This window comes from Serinibacter arcticus (assembly GCF_003121705.1).
Classification (GTDB): Bacteria; Actinomycetota; Actinomycetes; order Actinomycetales; family Beutenbergiaceae; genus Litorihabitans.
Window position 1 is genome coordinate 930,243 of sequence record NZ_PYHR01000002.1, and the last position, 18,359, is coordinate 948,601.

The 18,359-nt window shown below is 74.0% G+C and carries 22 protein-coding genes; 8 read left to right on the forward strand and 14 right to left on the reverse strand.

The features are described 5' to 3' along the window. Window positions 1-124: 124 nt before the first annotated feature. The 4 genes from C8046_RS04235 to infC all read right to left on the reverse strand — a co-directional run bounded on the left by C8046_RS04235 (window position 125) and on the right by infC (window position 2,731). A complete protein-coding gene (locus C8046_RS04235) occupies window positions 125-952 on the reverse strand; it encodes a TrmH family RNA methyltransferase (protein WP_109228387.1) in 828 nt (275 codons plus the stop codon). A gap of 102 nt (window positions 953-1,054) precedes the next feature. Next, window positions 1,055-1,447: a 50S ribosomal protein L20 gene (rplT, locus tag C8046_RS04240; RefSeq protein ID WP_109228388.1), complete on the reverse strand. Its 393-nt coding sequence runs from the start codon at window positions 1,445-1,447 to the stop codon at window positions 1,055-1,057. A gap of 26 nt (window positions 1,448-1,473) precedes the next feature. Then, window positions 1,474-1,668 (reverse strand): 50S ribosomal protein L35, encoded by a 195-nt coding sequence (gene rpmI, locus C8046_RS04245; RefSeq protein ID WP_109228389.1) that lies wholly within the window; start codon window positions 1,666-1,668, stop codon window positions 1,474-1,476. Window positions 1,669-1,753: 85 nt separating this feature from the next. Next, a complete protein-coding gene (infC, locus tag C8046_RS04250) occupies window positions 1,754-2,731 on the reverse strand; it encodes a translation initiation factor IF-3 (protein ID WP_235866086.1) in 978 nt (325 codons plus the stop codon). Window positions 2,732-3,031: 300 nt separating this feature from the next. Here infC and C8046_RS04255 point away from each other — a divergent pair, with 300 nt between their 5' ends. Beyond that, window positions 3,032-3,436, forward strand: coding sequence for a DUF1844 domain-containing protein (locus C8046_RS04255; RefSeq protein WP_235866087.1), 405 nt, complete (start codon window positions 3,032-3,034; stop codon window positions 3,434-3,436). Between the two features lie 21 nt (window positions 3,437-3,457). Here the strand turns inward: C8046_RS04255 and C8046_RS04260 are convergent, their stop codons facing one another. The 5 genes from C8046_RS04260 to hisH form a co-directional block, all read right to left on the reverse strand. Further along, window positions 3,458-4,228 carry an alpha/beta hydrolase gene (locus C8046_RS04260; RefSeq protein ID WP_109228390.1) on the reverse strand — a complete coding sequence of 257 codons (771 nt, stop codon included), beginning with the start codon at window positions 4,226-4,228 and terminating at the stop codon, window positions 3,458-3,460. A gap of 47 nt (window positions 4,229-4,275) precedes the next feature. Next, window positions 4,276-4,668, reverse strand: coding sequence for a VOC family protein (locus tag C8046_RS04265; protein ID WP_109230734.1), 393 nt, complete (start codon window positions 4,666-4,668; stop codon window positions 4,276-4,278). A 312-nt stretch (window positions 4,669-4,980) separates the two neighbouring features. Next, window positions 4,981-5,862 (reverse strand): SseB family protein, encoded by an 882-nt coding sequence (locus C8046_RS04270; RefSeq protein WP_235866089.1) that lies wholly within the window; start codon window positions 5,860-5,862, stop codon window positions 4,981-4,983. A 1-nt stretch (window position 5,863) separates the two neighbouring features. Further along, complete coding sequence (gene priA / locus C8046_RS04275; protein ID WP_109228391.1) at window positions 5,864-6,622, reverse strand: bifunctional 1-(5-phosphoribosyl)-5-((5-phosphoribosylamino)methylideneamino)imidazole-4-carboxamide isomerase/phosphoribosylanthranilate isomerase PriA; 759 nt, start codon at window positions 6,620-6,622, stop codon at window positions 5,864-5,866. A gap of 66 nt (window positions 6,623-6,688) precedes the next feature. Further along, entirely contained in the window at window positions 6,689-7,360 is a 672-nt protein-coding gene (gene hisH / locus C8046_RS04280) for an imidazole glycerol phosphate synthase subunit HisH (protein ID WP_109228392.1), read from the reverse strand. Window positions 7,361-7,566: 206 nt separating this feature from the next. On the opposite strand from hisH, the gene C8046_RS18320 reads away from it, so the two are divergent. After that, a complete protein-coding gene (locus C8046_RS18320; RefSeq protein WP_158277126.1) occupies window positions 7,567-7,734 on the forward strand; it encodes a hypothetical protein in 168 nt (55 codons plus the stop codon). A 331-nt stretch (window positions 7,735-8,065) separates the two neighbouring features. Here C8046_RS18320 and hisB read toward each other — a convergent pair whose 3' ends face one another. Then, on the reverse strand, window positions 8,066-8,722 hold the full coding sequence (gene hisB, locus C8046_RS04285) for an imidazoleglycerol-phosphate dehydratase HisB (RefSeq protein ID WP_109228393.1): 657 nt from the start codon (window positions 8,720-8,722) through the stop codon (window positions 8,066-8,068). Next, window positions 8,719-9,849, reverse strand: coding sequence for a histidinol-phosphate transaminase (locus C8046_RS04290; protein WP_109228394.1), 1,131 nt, complete (start codon window positions 9,847-9,849; stop codon window positions 8,719-8,721). Before C8046_RS04290 ends, hisB begins: the two co-directional genes overlap by 4 nt. Window positions 9,850-9,938: 89 nt before the next feature. Between C8046_RS04290 and C8046_RS04295 the strand changes: the two genes are divergently transcribed. After that, window positions 9,939-12,311 (forward strand): RecQ family ATP-dependent DNA helicase, encoded by a 2,373-nt coding sequence (locus tag C8046_RS04295; protein ID WP_109230736.1) that lies wholly within the window; start codon window positions 9,939-9,941, stop codon window positions 12,309-12,311. A gap of 124 nt (window positions 12,312-12,435) precedes the next feature. Here C8046_RS04295 and C8046_RS04300 read toward each other — a convergent pair whose 3' ends face one another. Both C8046_RS04300 and hisD read right to left on the reverse strand, forming a co-directional pair. Then, on the reverse strand, window positions 12,436-12,717 hold the full coding sequence (locus tag C8046_RS04300) for a PspC domain-containing protein (protein ID WP_109228395.1): 282 nt from the start codon (window positions 12,715-12,717) through the stop codon (window positions 12,436-12,438). 94 nt (window positions 12,718-12,811) lie between these two features. After that, window positions 12,812-14,149, reverse strand: a complete 1,338-nt coding sequence (gene hisD / locus C8046_RS04305) for a histidinol dehydrogenase (protein ID WP_109228396.1) — start codon at window positions 14,147-14,149, stop codon at window positions 12,812-12,814. A gap of 99 nt (window positions 14,150-14,248) precedes the next feature. Here hisD and C8046_RS04310 point away from each other — a divergent pair, with 99 nt between their 5' ends. Further along, window positions 14,249-14,821 (forward strand): dihydrofolate reductase family protein, encoded by a 573-nt coding sequence (locus tag C8046_RS04310; protein WP_109228397.1) that lies wholly within the window; start codon window positions 14,249-14,251, stop codon window positions 14,819-14,821. A gap of 41 nt (window positions 14,822-14,862) precedes the next feature. Further along, entirely contained in the window at window positions 14,863-15,465 is a 603-nt protein-coding gene (locus tag C8046_RS04315; RefSeq protein ID WP_109228398.1) for a GNAT family N-acetyltransferase, read from the forward strand. 11 nt (window positions 15,466-15,476) lie between these two features. Here the strand turns inward: C8046_RS04315 and C8046_RS04320 are convergent, their stop codons facing one another. Beyond that, the gene (locus tag C8046_RS04320) at window positions 15,477-16,094 is read right to left on the reverse strand and encodes a toxin (RefSeq protein ID WP_235866090.1); all 618 of its coding nucleotides are present in this window, start codon (window positions 16,092-16,094) and stop codon (window positions 15,477-15,479) included. A 34-nt stretch (window positions 16,095-16,128) separates the two neighbouring features. Here C8046_RS04320 and C8046_RS04325 point away from each other — a divergent pair, with 34 nt between their 5' ends. The 3 genes from C8046_RS04325 to C8046_RS18325 all read left to right on the forward strand — a co-directional run bounded on the left by C8046_RS04325 (window position 16,129) and on the right by C8046_RS18325 (window position 18,313). Then, window positions 16,129-16,353 (forward strand): RNA-binding S4 domain-containing protein, encoded by a 225-nt coding sequence (locus C8046_RS04325; RefSeq protein WP_109228399.1) that lies wholly within the window; start codon window positions 16,129-16,131, stop codon window positions 16,351-16,353. Window positions 16,354-16,475: 122 nt separating this feature from the next. Further along, window positions 16,476-17,891 (forward strand): DUF222 domain-containing protein, encoded by a 1,416-nt coding sequence (locus tag C8046_RS04330; RefSeq protein WP_109228400.1) that lies wholly within the window; start codon window positions 16,476-16,478, stop codon window positions 17,889-17,891. Between the two features lie 8 nt (window positions 17,892-17,899). Then, on the forward strand, window positions 17,900-18,313 hold the full coding sequence (locus C8046_RS18325) for an HNH endonuclease signature motif containing protein (protein WP_109228401.1): 414 nt from the start codon (window positions 17,900-17,902) through the stop codon (window positions 18,311-18,313). The last annotated feature ends 46 nt before the right edge of the window (window positions 18,314-18,359 follow it).

An 18,359-nucleotide genomic window follows, 5' to 3' on the forward strand; every position in this document is an offset into this window, starting at 1 on the left:
GGCGCGCGGGAGCCCGGGCCGGGTAAATCGGCGCGGGGAACGCAGCGTCACGGACACGGTGCCAGTCTGCCAGACCGCGAGGCGCGGGACGCGGCGGTCCGGTCGGGCGCTCTGTCGGGCCGGGTCAGGAGCCGGTGGGCGCCGCCCCCGCGTGCGCCCGGGAGGAGGCGTAGAGGCAGACGGTCGCGGCCATCGCGACGTTGAGGCTCTCCGCCCGCCCGCGCAGCGGGACGCTCACGACGGCGTCGGCCAGGTCCCGCGCGCGTCCCGAGAGTCCCTGCGCCTCGGTCCCGAAGATCCAGGCGGTGGGGCGCTCCAGCAGCGGCGAGGTCTCGACGTCGTGCTCTCCCCCGCCGTCGGCCGCGAGGATCGTCAGGCCGGCGGACCGCAGCGTCGCGACGGCGTCCCCGAGCTCGACGCCGGTGACGACCGGCAGGTGGAAGAGCGAGCCGGCGCTGGAGCGGACGACCTTGGGCGAGCGGAGCTCGACGCTGCCGGCGGTCAGCACGACGACGTCGGCGCCGGCGGCGTCGGCCGCGCGGATGATCGTGCCGAGGTTCCCGGGGTCCCTGACCTCCTCGCAGACCGCGACGAGCCGGGCGCTCGCCAGCGTGCGTGCGAGGTCGTCCGGGCCGAGCACCGTCGGCCGCGCCACCGCGAGCACGCCCTGCGCGTCACCCGACAGACGCTCCATCACCTCGGGGGTCGTGCTGTGCAGGTGAAGACCGTGGCCGAGGGCGACCTCGACGATCTCGGGCCAGCGCTGGGCCGCCGCGTCGGTGAGGTAGACGTCCTTCACGTCGTGCCACGAGTGGCCGACGATCTCGCGCACGGCCTGCGGCCCCTCGACGACGAACTCCCCCGCTCGTTCGCGCCCCTGCCGGGTCGTGAGCCGACGGAGCGAGGCGACCTTGTCCGAGGCGGGGTTGGCGAGGGCGGCGGAGTAGGGCATCGGGCCAGTCTTCCAGCCCGCCGGGAGCGCCGGCGCCAGGAACGACGACGCGGCCCGTCCCCGGAGGGACGGGCCGCGTCACGGTGCTGCAGGAGCCGTGGCTCAAGCGGCAGATGAGGCCTTCGGCGCGTTCACGTCAGCCGGCAGTGCCGCCTTGGCGAGGGCGACCAGCGCGGCGAAGGCCGCCGGGTCGCTCACGGCCAGCTCGGCGAGCATGCGGCGGTCCACCTCGATCTCGGCGAGGCCGAGACCCTGGATGAAGCGGTTGTACGTCATGTCGTTGGAGCGGGCCGCAGCGTTGATGCGCTGGATCCACAGGCGACGGAAGTCACCCTTCCGGGCGCGACGGTCACGGTAGGCGTAACCGAGCGAGTGGGTGACCTGCTCCTTGGCCTTGCGGTACAGGCGCGAACGCTGACCGCGGTAGCCGGAGGCGCGCTCGAGAACAACCCGGCGCTTCTTGTGGGCGTTGACCGCCCGCTTCACGCGTGCCACGTGAGTCTCCTTCTAGTTGGAACGGCTCAGCGGCCGAGCAGCTTCTTGATCTTGGGGAGGTCGGCGGGGGACACCGAGGTGTCCGAGTTGAGCCGACGGCGGCGGGTGGAGGTCTTGTGCTCCATCAGGTGACGAGCACCCGTGCGCTCGCGCATGATCTTCCCGCTTCCGGTCACGCGGAAACGCTTCTTCGCACCGGAGTGAGTCTTGTTCTTCGGCATCTCGCCATCCTCGGTTGGTCCGCTTGCGCGGTACGTGCTGTTGTGCAGATCGTGTCGGACGGGGCGGACCCCGACCGGATGGTGCTCAGGCCCCGGGCTTGGGACCGGGCCTCGGAGCAGCGCCCGGCTTGGGAGCGGCCGCACGCGGCTTCGGAGCAGCGGCAGGCTTCGCAGCCGCCGTCGGCTTGGGCGCCGCAGCCGCGGGCTTCGGAGCCGCCGCCGCGGGCTTCGGAGCCGCAGCAGGCTTCGGAGCAGCAGCGGCAGGCTTGGCCGCCGCAGGCTTCGGAGCCGCCGCGGGCTTCGAGGCCGTCGCCGGCTTCGGAGCCGCGGGCTGCTCGACCGGGGCGGACGTCTCGACCGGGGCCGGCGTCTCAGCCGGGGCCTCGACCTGCTCGGGCTCGGCGACCGCGACCGACGCGGACTCGACCGGAGCCGACTCCACCGCTGCGACCTCGGCCTCGACGACCTCGGGCTCGGCCTGGACCGGAGCGGACGGGGCCTCGACCTGCTCGGTCGGGGCGGCCTCGGCGCGCTTGGGGGCCTCGGAACGCGAACGCTCGCGACGGACCTCGTCGCGCGCCTCCGCCTTCTTCTTGGTCGGGCCGATGACCATGGTCATGTTCCGACCGTCGAGACGCGGCGTGGACTCGACGACACCGAGCTCGGAGACGTCGTCCGCGAGACGCTGCAGCAGGCGCATTCCCATCTCCGGGCGCGACTGCTCGCGACCGCGGAACATGATCATGACCTTGACCTTGTCGCCGGCCGCCAGGAAGCGCTCGACGTGGCCCTTCTTCGTGCCGTAGTCGTGCGGGTCGATCTTGAGCCGGAAACGGATCTCCTTCAGCACGGTGTTGGCCTGGTTGCGGCGCGCGTCGCGCGCCTTCATGGCCGCCTCGTACTTGAACTTCCCGTAGTCCATGAGCTTGCAGACCGGAGGGCGCGCGTCGGGCGCGACCTCGACGAGGTCGAGGTCGGCCTCCTCGGCCAGGCGAAGCGCGTCCTCGACGCGAACGATGCCGACCTGCTCACCGTTCGGGCCGACCAGACGCACCTCGGGCACGCGGATCCGCTCGTTGATGCGGGGCTCGCTGATGTGGTGCTCCTTGGTGTCGTGTCGGTTCGACCTCCACGCACGGGAAAGGCCCCCGTACGCATGTGCGGACGGAGGCCTCGTAGGTCGGGCGTGCTCGCACACCCACAGGTTCGTGGACGAGCCACGAACCAGACCTTGACCTGCCCCGGACGACGGGACGAGGTGGGACGATTTCTCCGCTTGCACCCCGGTCCCGCCGTTGCGAGCAGCTGCCGGATGGCATGCACGCGTGCGTGACCGGTTGGTCGACATGAAACACTACCAGACATGAGCGCCCAGGACGTCCCCCCGACCACGACCACCACCGGCCCCTCGGCGGTGACCGACGCTCCGGCCGAGGACCCCACGCGCGACATCGCGGACGTGCCCGCGGTGGAGATCATCGGGGCCGCCGCCGTGCACCTCATGAGTGCCGCCGCCGTGAAGTGCGGTCTCGCGCCCGACGCGGACGGTGTGCGCGGCGAGGACCTCAAGGACCTGGACGAGGCCCGCAAGCTCATCACCGCGCTCGCCGGGCTCGTCACGGCCGGTGCCCCCGAGATCGGCGACCGCCACGCACGTCCGCTCCGCGACGGTCTGCGCACCCTCCAGCTCGCCTTCCGTGAGGCCTCGACGTTCCCCGACGCCCCGGGCGAGGGCCCGGGCGAGAAGTGGACCGGCGCCGTCCGCTGACGCCCGCCGTCGGTCCCGCCGTCAGGACCGACGGATCGGCAACCAGTCGATGACGTCGCGGATGCGCGCGTCCCAGTAGCCCCACTCGTGCGCGCCGGGCCCGAACGACGTCGTGACCTCGACGCCGCTCTCCCCCGCCGCGGCGAGGAACGAGTGCTGCATCGGCCACAGGTCGTCCTCGCTCCCGCACGCGACCATCAGCGCCGGCAGCGACGCCGGGTCGGCGCGACGCACCAGGGCGAGGAGGTCGGCGTCGCCACCGGTGATGTCGTCCTCGCCGAACGCGAGGTCGTAGAAGTCCTGCCTCTCGTGCCGCACGAGCGGGTGCGCCATGTCGAGCGCCCCCGAGAGCGAGGCCGCCGCCGCGAACCGCTCGGGCTGGGCGAGTCCGAGGCGCATCGCACCGTAGCCGCCCATGGACAGGCCCGCCACGAACGTGTCCTCGCGACGGTCGGAGAGTCGGAACAGCTGGTGCAGCACCGCCGGCAACTCCTGGGAGACGTAGGTCCAGTACCGCTCGCCGTGCGCCATGTCCTGGTAGAAGCTGCGCTCGACGCGTGGCATCACGACGGCGATCCCCGCGTCGTCCGCGTACCGCTCGATCGAGGTGCGTCGGGTCCACGCCGTCTCGTCGTCCGACAGTCCGTGGAGCAGGTACAGCACCGGCGGGTCCCCCACGGGCGCGTTCCCGCTCATGCCGATCTGGGTGCTCGTGCGCTGCGGGAGGATCACGGCGACGGAGGTGCTCATGCCGAGCGACTCGGAGAACAGGGACGTGTGCGCGTAGGCCATGGCCCCCAGTCTCGCCCAGGTGTTGGCGCCGTGCGGGGAGCGGCGGGTCAGCCCACGAAGATGCAGAACGGGTGACCGGCCGGGTCCGTGTAGACGTACAGCGGCTCGTCGGGGTCGTCGGTCCGGTCGACGAGGAGCTCGGCGCCCAGCGCGAGGGCTCGCTCGTGCTGGCGGTCGAGGGCGGCGCGGTCCGGCACGGTGAGGTCGAGGTGGACCTGCTGCGGGATCTCCTGGCTGGGCCAGGTGGACCGGGGCAGCGGCGTCGCCTCCTGGAAGGCCAGCCGCGTGTGTCCGCCGGGGTCCACGAGCACGAGCCAGTCGGCGGTGTCCTCCCCCGTCGTCGGCGGTTCGTCGCCGTCGCGGTAGGTCAGCCCGAGGAGCTCGCGGTAGAACTCGGCGAGGCCGCGGACGTCGCCGGCGTCGAGCACGGTGTGGAGCAGGCGGGGTGGTCGGTCACGGTGAGCCTCCGGTGCGCGACGGTGCGGTTGCCTCCACGCTAGCCCCGCGGTCGCCGGAGACCGCGCCCGGGGGTCACCGGCGCCGCGCGAGCGCGCCCTTGTGGTCGCACGCGCTGCGCGAGCGCGTCCTCGTGGTCGCACGCCCTGCGCGAGCGCGTCCTCGTGGCCGCTGCGGACGCCGGATCGCGACCACAAGGGCGCGGTCGCGCGGGCAGGACGACCAGAAGGACGCGGTCGGCGTGGGTCTGACGCCCCGTACGTGCTGACTCGCACTGCGTGGTGGCCAGGGGGCGCTCAGGCGGTGGTCAGCGCCAGCTCGAGCGAGTCGACCCGTTCCGCGACGACGACGCTCTCCCCCAGCGCGGCCGCCGCCTGCTGCGCGACGACCTGGATCTGCTCGCGCGTCAGGCCGCCGACGACCGCGAGCTCCACCTTCACCTCGGCCCGGCTGCCGGCCACGACCCCGACGCGACGCACGCCGTCGATCGCCCCCACGACCTGACGCACCGCCTCCACGACGGACGGATCCCGCAGCGCGGGCACCCACTCCTCGCCGCGCGCCAGCGCCCAGACCGCAGGCCGGGGGACGACGACGGGATCGGGCGATCCGGCGTCGAGCACGAGCACCCCGCCTGCCTCGTCGACGGCCGCCATCGCGGTCCGGGTGCCGAGGTGCGGCACCGGGCGGGCGTCGCGGCGCCACGCCGCGAGCGTGGCCACGCTCGAGAAGACCGGCAGCGCCTCGCGTCCGTCGGGCGTGCGGACGGTGACCAGCGATGCGGAGGCGTGGCGCTCGCCGTCGCCGTCCCCGTCGTGGCACGAGTCCCCCGCGTGGCTCCCCGCCTCGACGGCCTCGACGGCCTCGACCGCAGCGACGGCGGCAGCCGCCACGCCGTCGAGCCCGTCCTCGGACCTCGGCCGCTCACGATGGCCGGTGAGCCGCTCGCGGACGTCGGCGTCGTGCGGCGTCTCCTCGTGCGCGACGACGGGCACCAGCAGGCGAACCTCGGCCAGCGCCCGCACGACGGCCTCGAGCCGCTCGGGCCCCGTCAGCGCCAGCGCGGCGGCCAGCACCGGCGGGCACGTGCCGTCGTCGCCGGCGAACGGCGACGCCGGGGGCAGCTCGCGCGGTGCCCGCTGCTCCCCCGTCCGCGGCAGGAAGTCGCTCAGCGGCACGTCACGCCTCCGGGCGCCCGGCGACGTCGAGCGCCTCGGTGATGGTGAACGCCCCGGCGTACAGCGCCGTCCCGACGATCGCGCCCTCGACACCGGTCGGCACCAGCTCGCGCAGCGCGCGGAGGTCGTCCAGGGTCGAGATGCCGCCCGAGGCGATGACGGGCGAGGCGGTGCGCGAGCAGACGTGGGCGAGCAGGTCGAGGTTCGGACCGCGCAGCGTGCCGTCCTTGGTGACGTCGGTGACGACGTAGCGGGCGCAGCCGGCGGCCTCGAGCTGGTCGAGGACGTCGTCGAGCTCGCCACCCTCCTGGGTCCAGCCGCGGGCGGCGAGGCGCGTGCCACGGACGTCGAGGCCGATGGCGATCCGGTCGCCGTGCTCGGCGATCGCCGAGGCGGTCCACGCCGGGTCCTCCAGAGCGGCGGTGCCGATGTTCACGCGGCGGACACCGGTCGCCAGCGCGCGGCGCAGCGAGGCGTCGTCGCGGATGCCGCCCGAGAGCTCGACCTGGATGCGGTCGGAGACGCGCTCGACGATCGAGGCGAGCAGCTCGTGGTTCGATCCGCGGCCGAACGCCGCGTCGAGGTCCACGAGGTGCAGCCACGGCGCACCGGCGTCCACCCACCGCATCGCCTGGTCGAAGGGGTCGCCGTACTGGCCTCCCGAACCGGCGACGCCCTGGACGAGCTGGACGGCCTGGCCCCCCGTGACGTCGACGGCGGGAAGCAGCTGCAGGATCGGCTGGCTGGTGGGGGATGTCATCGGGGTTCCTCGTGGGCTCTACTCGGGGCGACGGCGTGGCCGTCCTCGGGGCTGCGGGTGTCCGGGTCAGGCGCGGGCCCGGCGCGGCAGGTTCTCGACCCAGTTGCGCAGCAGTCGGGCGCCGGCGTCGCCGGACTTCTCGGGGTGGAACTGGGTGGCGCTGAGCGGGCCGTTCTCGACGGCGGCCACGAACGGCGCGCCGTGCTCGGCCCACGTGACGAGGGGCGGTGTCATCGGCGTCGTGCCGGCCTCCGCCAGCAGGACGGCGGGGTCGGTGGCCACCCCGTAGGAGTGGACGAAGTAGAACCGCTCGTCCTCGACGCCGCGGAAGAGCACGGTGTCGGCGGGCGGGCGCACGAGCGACCAGCCCATGTGCGGCACGATCTCGGCCGCGAGCGGCTCGACGACGCCGGGCCACTGGTCGAGGCCCGCGGTGCGCGAGCCGTGCTCGACCCCCGCGGCGAACAGCACCTGCAGGCCGACGCAGATGCCCAGCACGGGGCGGCCGCCGGCGAGGCGGCGCTCGATCATGCGGTCGCCCCCGACGGCGAGCAGCTGGTCCATGACGGCGGCGAACGCCCCCACGCCGGGGACGACGAGGCCGTCGGCGTCGGCGACGAGCGTCGGGTCGGCGGTCAGCGCGACGTCGGCCCCGGCGCGCTCGAGCGCCCGGACCGCGGAGTGGGTGTTGCCGGAGCCGTAGTCGAGGACGACGACGGCGGGTCGCGGGTCGGTCACGCGTCGTCACCGCCGTCCTTGCGACGGCGCCCGAAGAACGAGCGACCGCCCCCGGCGCCGCGCAGGTCGGAGGAGCTGATGTAGCCCTCGACCTGGGGGCCTGGACGAGTCCGATGAGCAGCCGCTCGGCGACGGCGTCGGCCTGCGCCAGCACGAGGCCGGGCGGGGGCTCCTCCGCGATCTGGCCGCCGCGGTAGCGACGGGCCTTGACCTGGCCGGAGATCTCGCCGCCGACGTCCTCGACGCGCGCGGCCAGCAGCACGACCTCGCTGCGCGCCGCGACCGACAGCGCGGCCCCCAGGGCCTCGGCCTCGCGCGGGATGCCGCTCAGCAGCTCGCCCGGGTCGGTCTCGGACTCGAGCTGCTCGACGTAGCGGACCGCGATCGCGCCGCGGGCCGACGGCACGACCGCGGCCTCGATACCGGCCAGCGACAGCAGCGAGGCGAGGACCTTGGCCTGCCGGACGGCCGTGAGCACGACCGCTGTCGTGTAGATGACGACGGGCTCGGCGGGCTCCTCGGCGTCCGCGGCGCGCTCGTCATCCCTCGCGCCGTCCGTCGCCGGAGCGGCGGGCGGCGTCGCCGGGACGGCGGGCGGCGCGGCCGGCGTCGCCGTCGGAGCGGCGTCGTCACCGAACAGGCTCGAGAGGTCGTCGGGAACGACGAAACCGTCGGGCAGGTCGTCGCCGTCGTCGGGGAAGGAGGTCACAGCGCACCCTTGGTCGAGGGCACGCCGACGACGCGGTCGTCGAACGCCACGGCGGCACGCAGCGCGCGAGCGAGCGCCTTGAACTGGGCCTCGACGATGTGGTGCGGGTCGCGGCCCGCGAGGACACGCACGTGCAGGCAGATACCCGCGTGCAGCGCGAGCGACTCGAGCACGTGACGCGTCAGGGAGCCGGTGAAGTGCCCCCCGATGAGGTGGTACTCCTGGCCGGCGGGCTCGCCCTCGTGCACGCAGTAGGGACGCCCGGAGACGTCGACGACGGCGAGCGCGAGCGCCTCGTCCAGCGGCACGGTGGCGTCGGCGAACCGCGCGATGCCGACCTTGTCGCCGAGAGCCTGGCGCAGGGCCTCGCCCAGCACGATCGCGGTGTCCTCGACCGTGTGGTGGACGTCGATGTGCGTGTCCCCGGTCGCCCGGACCGTGAGGTCGAAACGGGCGTGCGTGCCGAGGGCGGTGAGCATGTGGTCCCAGAAGCCGACGGTGGTGTCGATGTCGACCACCCCGGTGCCGTCGAGGTCGAGCTCGACCACGACCGAGGACTCCCGGGTGGTGCGCTCGATGCGCGCGTGGCGTCGGGGACGGGAGGACTCGGCGACCCGCTCGGTCGTCTGCTCGTCGTTCTCGGGCGTCGTCATGCGAGGACCTCCACTAGTGCTGCCTTGAATGCCGCCGTCTCCTGCGGGGTGCCGACCGACACCCGCAGCCACCCGTCGGGTCCCGTCTCCCTGACGAGGATCCCGGCGTCCAGCAGGCCCTGCCAGACGGCGTGCCTGTCCCTGAACCTACCGAACAGGACGAAGTTCGCGTCGCTGGGCACGGCGTCGAGCCCGTGCTCCAGCAGCCAGGTGGCGAGCTCGTCGCGCTCGGCGCGCAGCGAGGCCACCTGGGCCATGAGCTCGTCCGTGTGCGCGAGGGCCGCGAGCGCCACCGCCTGGGTGACGGCCGACAGGTGGTACGGGAGCCGGACGACCCGCAGCGCGTCGACGAGCGCCGGCGCCGCGGCGAGGTAGCCGACGCGGGCGCCCGCCATGCCGAAGGCCTTCGACATCGTGCGGGAGACGGCGAGGTGGGGGTTGCTCGCGAGCAGCTCGAGCGCACTCGGCACGCCCTCGCGCCGGAACTCCGCGTACGCCTCGTCGATGACGAGGACGGTCGCGGCGCCGTCGGGCCCCGACGTCCGGGCGACGTCGAGCAGGCGCCGGACGGTGTCCAGCGGCAGCGCGGTGCCGGTGGGGTTGTTCGGGCTCGGGAGGAGCACGACGGCGGGGCGGACCTCCTCGATCAGGCGCGCGGCGACGTCGACGTCGAGCGTGAAGTCCTCCTCGCGCCGACCCGCCACCCAGGCCGTGTTCGTGTCCCGGGCGTACTCGGGGTACATGGAGTACGTGGGGGCGAAGGAGAGCGCCGTGCGCCCGGGCCCGCCGAACGCCTGCAGGAGGTGGAGCATCACCTCGTTGGAGCCGTTGGCGGCCCAGAGGTGGTCGGCGTCGAGACCGCCCACGCCGGACTCGCGCTCGAGATAGGCCCCGAGCGCGGTCCGCAGGGTGCGGAACTCGCGGTCCGGGTACCGGTTCAGCGTCACGGCCGCGTCGGCCACGGCGCTCGCGATGCTCGCGACGACGGCGTCGCTCGGTCGGTAGGGGTTCTCGTTGACGTTCAGCAGGACGGGCACGTCCAGCTGCGGCGCCCCGTAGGGCTCCTCGTGCGCCAGCTCCGGGCGGACGGGGAGCCGGAGCGGGGCGGGATCGGGCGTCGCGGTCACGGGGCACAAGTCTAGGACGGGCAGGAGGTCGTCCCGGCCCTGTGGACGAGCCGGGGACCGTGTCGGTGGCCCCGCGTACGGTGGCTCGCATGACGGACCTGCCGCCCCTCGAGGAGCCTCCCTACGACCCGGAGTACGACGACGCCCCGCCCGACCCCGGTCAGGGCGGGCCCGTGCCGACGGCGACCCGGACCTCGCCGGCGGGGCGCGGGCCGGGTACCCGCTCCGCACCGCGACCGGCGAGCTCCTCCCCCGCGGCCCGTGCCGAGCGGCCGGCAGCGGCGCCGATCGCCGTCGCCGAGCCGGTGCTCGTGGCCGACACCGACGAGCTGCGCACCGAGGCCGAGGCGGCGCTGCGCGCCCTCGTCGGCCGCGAGGACGCCGTGCTGCGCGAGGACCAGTGGCGTGCGATCCGCGCTCTGGTGGCCGAGCGCCGTCGAGCCCTCGTGGTGCAGCGCACCGGGTGGGGGAAGTCGGCCGTCTACTTCGTGGCCACGAGCCTGCTGCGGGCGCGCGGCGCCGGGCCGACCGTGATCGTCTCGCCGCTGCTGGCGCTCATGCGCGACCAGGTCGCCGCCGCCTCGCGCGCCGGCATCCGGGCCGTGACGATCAACTCGGCCAACGTCACCGAGTGGGACGACATCCACGCGTCCATCGCCGCCGGGGACGTCGACGTGCTCCTGTGCTCGCCCGAGCGGCTCAACAACCCCGCTTTCAGGGCCGAGGTGCTGCCGCGCCTGGCCGCCACGGCCGGGCTCGTCGTGGTCGACGAGGCGCACTGCGTCTCCGACTGGGGCCACGACTTCCGGCCGGACTACCGCCGCATCCGCACGCTCCTGGAGACGCTGCCCTCCGGGACTCCCGTCCTGGCCACGACGGCGACGGCGAACGCCCGCGTGAGCGCCGACGTCGCCGAGCAGCTGGGGGCCGCCCCCGGCGCGCACGAGGACGTGCTCGTGCTGCGGGGGACGCTGGCGCGCGACTCGCTCCGGCTGGCCGTGCTGCCCCGCGCCGACGCCGCCGTCAGGGTGGCCTGGCTGACGGACTACCTGCAGGGTGTGGACGGGTCGGGCATCGTCTACTGCCTGACGGTCGCGATGGCCGAGGAGGTCGCCACGCAGCTGCGCGGCGCCGGCCTCGAGGTGGCCGCCTACACGGGACGGACGGAGCCGTCCGAACGCGAGCAGCTCGAGGCCGACCTGCTCGGGAACCGCGTCAAGGCGCTGGTGGCGACGTCGGCGCTCGGGATGGGGTTCGACAAGCCCGACCTCGCGTTCGTGGTGCACCTGGGGGCGCCGAGCTCACCCATCGCCTACTACCAGCAGATCGGTCGTGCCGGTCGTGGGGTCGCGAGCGCCGACGTCGTGCTCGCCCCCGGCCCGGAGGACCGTGCGATCTGGGACTACTTCGGTTCGCTGGCGTTCCCGCCCGCCGAGACCGTCCACGAGGTCCTCGCCGCGCTCGCCGACTCCCCCGAGCGGATCGCCTCGACGGCCCGTCTCGAGACGGCCGTCGACCTGCGGCGCTCGCGCCTGGAGATGATGCTGTCCGTCCTGGACGTCGACGGCGCCGTGGAGAAGGTCCGCGGCGGCTGGCGCCTCACGGGTCAGGAGTGGGCCTACGACGCCGAGCGGTACGCCCGCGTCGAGGCCGCCCGGCTCGCGGAGCAGGCGGCGATGCTCGCCTACGAGGCGCTCGGCGGTGACGGCGCGTGCCGCGTGGCTCACCTGCGTCGCCAGCTCGACGACCCCGAGCTGGAGCAGGGCTGGCGCTGCGGCCGGTGCGACCTGTGCGCCGGCCCCTGGACGCCCGCCCTTCCCGACGCCGCCTCGGCCGAGGAGGTGCGCGTGAGCCTGGCACGCGCGGGCGTCGAGATCACGCCTCGTCGGCAGTGGCCGACCGGTATGCCCGCCATCGGCGTGCCCCTCGCGGGTCGCATCGCGGTGGAGGAGCGGTCCGAGCCCGGCACCGCCCTGGCACGGATGGACGGGATCGGGCTGGCCGGGAGCGTGCGCGACGCCGTCGGGGCGTCCGCCGGCGACGGCCAGGTGGGTCCCGACCTGCGCGCGGCGACCCGCGCGGTGCTCGAGCGCTGGATCACGGGCGGGGGGATCAGGGTCGACGGCGTCGTGAGCGTGAGCTCGGCGACCCGTCCCCAGCTCGTGGACCACCTCACCCGTGGGGCGGCCGCGGTGCTCGGCGTACCGGTGGTGGGACGGTTCGTCCCGAAGGACGGGCTGCCGCCGGGGCGCCACGACCTCAACTCGGCCCAGCGGCTCGCCGTCGTCGACCGCCGCCTGGAGCTGGAGCTCGCCGAGGGGGCACGTACCGGACTGTCCGGGCGAACGATCCTGCTGGTGGACGAGTACACCGACTCCGGCTGGACCCTGACCCTCGCCGCCCGCCTGCTACGTCAGGCGGGGGCGCTGGCGGTCCACCCGTTCACGCTGGGGGTGCGCTGAGGCACGCGGCCGTCCCGCGGGCCCAGCAATGCGACAGCCGCCCGCAGCGGCCGCACGACAACCGGCACAGCCGCACGGCGCCCTGAGGCGTCGTGCGGCTGTGTCATCTGTCAAGCGTGGTGCGTCAGGCGTCGTAGGGACGCGGGCCCGAGCCCGTGCCCTTGCCGTCGTTGCTGAAAGCCTTCTGCAGCGGGATCGACCCGTCCTGCCAGGGCAGGAGGATCCAGGCCACGGCGTAGACGGCCCAGCTGAGGATCGGGAGGATCATCAGCACGAGCACGACGATGCGGACGAGGGTGAGGTCCCAGCCCCACTGGCGCGAGATGCCGGAGCACACGCCACCCAGCAGGCGGGACGGGCCGCGACGGAAGCCGGTGTTGCGGATCATGTCGTAGAAGGAGCTCATGCCTCGACGGTAGGCCCTCCGCGACCCGAGGTGTATCGGGGATCTGCCCGATATCTCTCCTGATCCCGTCCGTCCGCAGGTGGACGGCACGTCGTCAGAGCCGGGCCTGGGCCGCCTCACCGTGCGCGGGAAGGCCCTCGGCGTTCGCCAGGGCGACGAGGGGCTCGGTCACGGCCGCAAGCGCCTCGCGGGTGTACTCGATGACCTGGACCGACTTCATGAAGCTCATGACGCCCAGACCCGAGGAGAAGTGGGCGCAGCCGCCCGTCGGGAGGATGTGGTTCGAGCCGGCGACGTAGTCCCCGAGCGACACGGGCGAGTACGCCCCGACGAAGATCGCTCCGGCGGAGCGCACACGCTCGGCGATCGCGGCGGCGTCGGCCGTCTGGATCTCGAGGTGCTCCGCGGCGTAGGCGTCGACGACCGCGAGGCCCTGCTCGACGTCGTCGACCAGGACGATCGCCGACTGCGGACCGCCGAGGGCCGCGCGGACGCGGTCGGAGTGCCGGGTGGCCTCCGCGCGCTCCACCAGCCGCGTCTCGACGGCGTCGGCGAGCCCGAGCGAGTCCGTCACCAGCACGCTCGCGGCGTTCGGGTCGTGCTCCGCCTGCGAGATCAGGTCGGCGGCGACGTGGTCGGGGTCGGCACCGGAGTCGGCGAGGATCGCGATCTCGGTCGTTCCCGCCTCGGAGTCGATGCCGACGATGCCGCGGACGGCGCGCTTGGCGGCGGTGACGTAGATGTTGCCCGGACCCGTGATGATGTCGACCGGCACGCACAGCTCGGCGCCCGCGCCGCCGTCGGCCTCCTCGGACCCGACGGCGCCGTAGGCGAACATCCCGACGGCCTGGGCCCCGCCGACGGCGTAGACCTCCTCGACCCCCAGGAGCGCGCACGCGGCGAGCACCGTCGCGTCGGGCAGCCCGCCGTTGTCCTTCTGCGGCGGGCTCGCCACCGCGAGGCCCTCGACGCCGGCCACCTGGGCGGCGACGACGTTCATCACGACGCTCGAGGGGTACAGCGCGAGACCGCCCGGGACGTAGAGGCCGACGCGGCGCACGGGGACCCAGCGCTGGCGCACCTGGGCGCCGGGTGCGACCTCCGTCGTCGTCGCGGTCGGGAGCTGGGCCGTGTGTCCCTGCCGCACGCGGCCGGCGGCCAGCTCGAGCGCCGCGCGCAGCGTCGGGTCGAGGCCCTCCAGGGCGGCGGCCAGCTCGGCGGCCGGGACCCGGACGTGGACGGGACGGACGCCGTCGAACCGCTCGGCGAGATCGCGGAGCGCGGCGGCGCCCCGCCCGCGGACGTCCGCGAGGATCGGCTCGACCGCGCCGGTGGCGGCCTCGACGTCGAGGGTGGCGCGCGGGATGGCGCGGCGGAGCTCCGCGGTGGTCAGGGCGAGGCCGCGCAGGTCGATGCGGGAGATGACGGGCATGGTCAGAGTCTAGGAGAGCGGTGCGGTGGCCTTCCGCAAAGACCTGGCCCGATGTCGGACCGCCGTGGCACCGTGGGCCGCCGAGACGAGGGAGACATCGTGCGTGAGCTGACCTACTACGTCGCCACCAGCCTGGACGGGTGCATCGCAGCCCCCGACGGCTCGTTCGACGTCTTCCCGGTGGAGGGCGACCACATGGCCGCGATCGTCCACGACTACCCCGACACCCTGCCCAGCCACGTCCAGCGGGCGCTCGGCCTCGAGGCCGACGGTTCGCGCTTCGACACCGTCGTGATGGGCTGGCGGACCTACACGCCGGCGCTCGACGTCGGCATCACCAGCCCGTACGCCCACCTGCGCCAGGTGGTGGCCACGCGGCGCAGCGGGCTGGACGTCGACCCGGGGATCGAGCTCACCGCCGATCCGGTCGCGACCGTGCGCGTCCTCAAGCAGGAGGACGGCGCCGGCATCTGGCTCGCCGGTGGTGGCGAGCTCGCCGCCTCGCTGATCGACGAGATCGACCGGCTCGTGCTCAAGGTGAACCCGCTGGTGCTGGGCTCGGGCGTACGACTGTTCGGCGACGCCGGCTACGACCCGCACGTGTTCGAGACGGTGCAGGTGCGCCCGTTCGACTCCGGGGTCACGATCCTCGAGCTCGTGCGTCGACGCTGACGCCCGACATCACGTCTCGCGATCGCTGGGAGAATCGGACCATGCCGCTCACGCTCGACGACGTCACCTGGCCACTCGTCACGCCGCGACTGGAGATCCGCCGCGCGGCGGCAGAGGACGCCGCCGAGGTCTGGGCCTACCGGCGCCTGCCCGCCGTCGCCGAGTGGATGATCCGGCTCGAGGACGAGCTCGAACCCTTCACCCAGCGGTTCGTCGATCCGGAGCGCATGGGGCCCACGCTCGTCGTCCACCACGACGGGCGACTCGTGGGAGACCTGATGGTGCGCCAGGAGGACGTGTGGGCGCAGCACGAGGTCGCCGACCTCGGGCGCGGGGCGACGGCGGAGATCGGGTGGGCGTTCGACCCGGCCGTGGGGGGCCGGGGGTTCGCGACCGAGGCGGCGCGCGCCGCCGTGCGCCTGTGCTTCGAGACGCTCGGCCTGCATCGCGTCTCGGCGATCTGCTTCACCGACAACACGCCGTCGTGGCGGCTGATGGAGCGGCTCGGAATGCGTCGGGAGGCCCACGCCGTCGGCGAGTCGCTGCACCGGAGCGGCGGGTGGCTGGACTCCTACACGTACGCGCTGCTGCGGACCGAGTGGGACAAGGCGATGCGGGCGGAGGGGATGCGGGCGCGCGACTAGCGGGCGCGGGACTAGCGATCGGGCTGGGGCCTGGGCTCGCGATCCGGCTGGGCCTCGCGCAGCGCCGTGACCCATGCGCGCACCGCGCGCTCCCCCGCGAGCCGGACCACGACGTCGCCACCCGGCGCGGACGCCCGGGCGCGCATCCGCCGTCGCAGCTGGGGGTGCTGGACCCAGGACCACCGCATGATGTTCTGCTCCGGGTCCCAGCGCAGCCAGCTGCGCGGGGTCTCCCGGTTGCCGTGCCAGAGCTCGGTGCCTCGCAGACCCCGTCCCAGCGTCCGGCGCACGACCCGCCCCATCACCCGGGCCCGCGAGTGGTCGAGCCAGACGAGGACGTCGGCGCCGCCGGGTGTTCCGGGGTCGAGCAGCCCGTCCAGCCGGCTGCTCCAGTTGCCGTCGGCGACCCACCCGGCAGGATGCTCGTCGGCGAACCGCGTGACGACGGCCCTGGCCTCCTCGAGATCGCGGAAGGTCCAGCCGGCGTCCCAGAACACAGCGTCGAGCTCGAGGTGGGCCACGCCCAGCACCGACGCGACCTCGGCGCCCAGGCGCGTCTTTCCCGACCCCGAGACGCCGACGATGCGGACGCGGCGGACGGCGGCGAGGTCGGACAGCGGCTCGGGCACCCGGCCATCCTGCCGGACGCGACACAATGGGGGCATGGAGATCGAGATCCGCGACGACATGATCCGTCTGGGCCAGCTGCTCAAGCTCGCGGGGGTCGTCGAGGACGGCAGCGACGCGAAGGAGCTGCTGGCGGACGAGGGTGTGTCCGTCGACGGCGAGGTCGAGACACGACGTGGCCGCCAGGTCGAGGTGGGCTCGGTCGTCGAGATCGACCTGCCGCAGGGAGTGGAGCGCTTTACAGTCGTCCGCGCGGGCTGATGCGGTCGGGCCCGTGGCGCTTCGGCGAGTGGCCGCGGCGGCCGGCTCCACGGCCGAGAATCTGTATCCACAGATTGCGTCGACCCCCTCTTTGTACGACCTTGCGGGGCTAAACTAGACGCATGTTCGAATCCGTGACGCTCGGTGGCCCGGGGTTCCTCGACGAGGATCCCGCGGCGGTTCGCGCCCGTCTCGGACTGTCTGCACCGGATGACGGCGGTGCCCCCACCGCGCTGATCGAGCGGCTCCTCCAGCTCTCCGACTATCCCGACCTCCGCAGGTTGAACGACAGCGAGCTCATCGAGCTGGTCGCCGCTCACGCCGCTCTCGAGTCGTGGGCGGCCGCCTCCCAGCGCGAAGCAGCGGCGGTCCTCCAGTCCCGCCATGACCGCGCGGACACCGACCGTCGCCGTCCCGGACGCGTCGAGATCACCGGGTCGGCCGCCGATGACCTCGCCATGCGTCTCGGCATCTCCCGCGGTCGAGCTGGGCGCCTGGTGGGCGAGGGGCAGCTGTTCGCCGACGTGCTCAACCCGGTCGGGTCCGCGCTGGCCGAGGGTCGGATCGACCCCGGGAAGGCGTCCGCCTTCGCCGATCTGCTTCTCGAGGAGCCGGCCCCGGTCTGCTTCGCGGTGTGCGAGCAGGTCCTTCCGGAGGCACCCGGCCTGGCCCACGCCGCGCTGCGTCGTCGGATCCGCGACGTGATCGTGCAGGTCGACCCCCGCACCGCCGGCGAACGTGCCGCGATCGCGGCCACCCGGCGCCGGGTCGAGCCCGTTCGGCTGCTGCCCGACGGCCAGGCCTCGCTGCGCTACGTCGCTCCCCTGCCGGACGTCCTGGCCGTGTTCACGATGACCGAGGCAGCCGCCCGGGCCGCCCGCGCCGACGGCGACTCCCGCACCCTCCCCCAGCTCCGCGCCGACGCCCTCGCGGCCGCCGCCCTCGAGGTGCTGGCGGCCGGACGAATCGGTGGCGGCTCCGGTGGGGGTGGCGCCTTCAGCGGCACGTCCGGTGCTGGTGGAGGGGCCGGCTCCGGCGGTGGCGTCCGCGGCTCGGGCGGCGGCGGTACCGCACCCGTTGCTGGACCTGGTGCCGGTGCGACTGGCGCCGAGGCACCGCTCGCTGACGCGATGCGCACTGTCAGCCCCGGTGCCGCGCCCATCGGTCCGGGTCGATCGGAGAGCCACGGCTTCGTCCCGTTCTCCGGCGCCACGTCACTGGTGACTCTTGCCCTGACCGCGCGCCACCTCGACCCCGAGTCCGACGAGGCGATGTGCGCCGCGGACCTGGTCGCGTGGGAGGTGTCGCCGGCGACACCCTCCGCCGATGCGGCGGCCCGCGACCAGGAGTGGACCGCTACCGACCCCGACCTCGCGGCAGGAACAGCACATCCGGGCATCGTGAGCGGCGAGGCGTTCTCCGCCTACGAGGCTCCGACGACGTGCCGACCTGGGGTCGACGTCCCCGAGCTGCTCGGCTTCGGCCCCTCGCTCCCGCGACGGCGCGAGCCCTGGTCGCGGCGCCACCTCCGTTCCTGACGATCCTGGTGAACCCGCAGAACGCGGGTCACCCGCCAGACCCCGGAACAGAGCTGATCACCGAGGGCTACACGCCGAGCGCGGCGCTCGCCCGGAAGGTTCGTCAGGCACATCCGACCTGCGTCGCTCCGTCCTGCACGGTGCCGTCGACCGCGTGCGACCTCGACCACGTCGTCCCGTGGCCGCTGGGTCCCACGAGCGAGGGCAACCTGCGCCCGCTCTGCCGGCGACACCACCTGCTCAAGACCCACCTCGGGCACACGCTCGCCGTCGATCCGACGGGAGCCGCCATCTGGACCACGCCGACCGGGCACCGCTACCTGCGGCCGTTCGGCGGCGAGTCCCGTTTGATCGTCGTCCCCGCCCGACGACGGCGTGGCCGGACTCGCGCGGCCGAGGAGCTCTCGGCGGACGCCGGCTAGCTGGTCACGCGTCCGGCCAGTCGGCCAGACCCGCCAGCTCGATCAG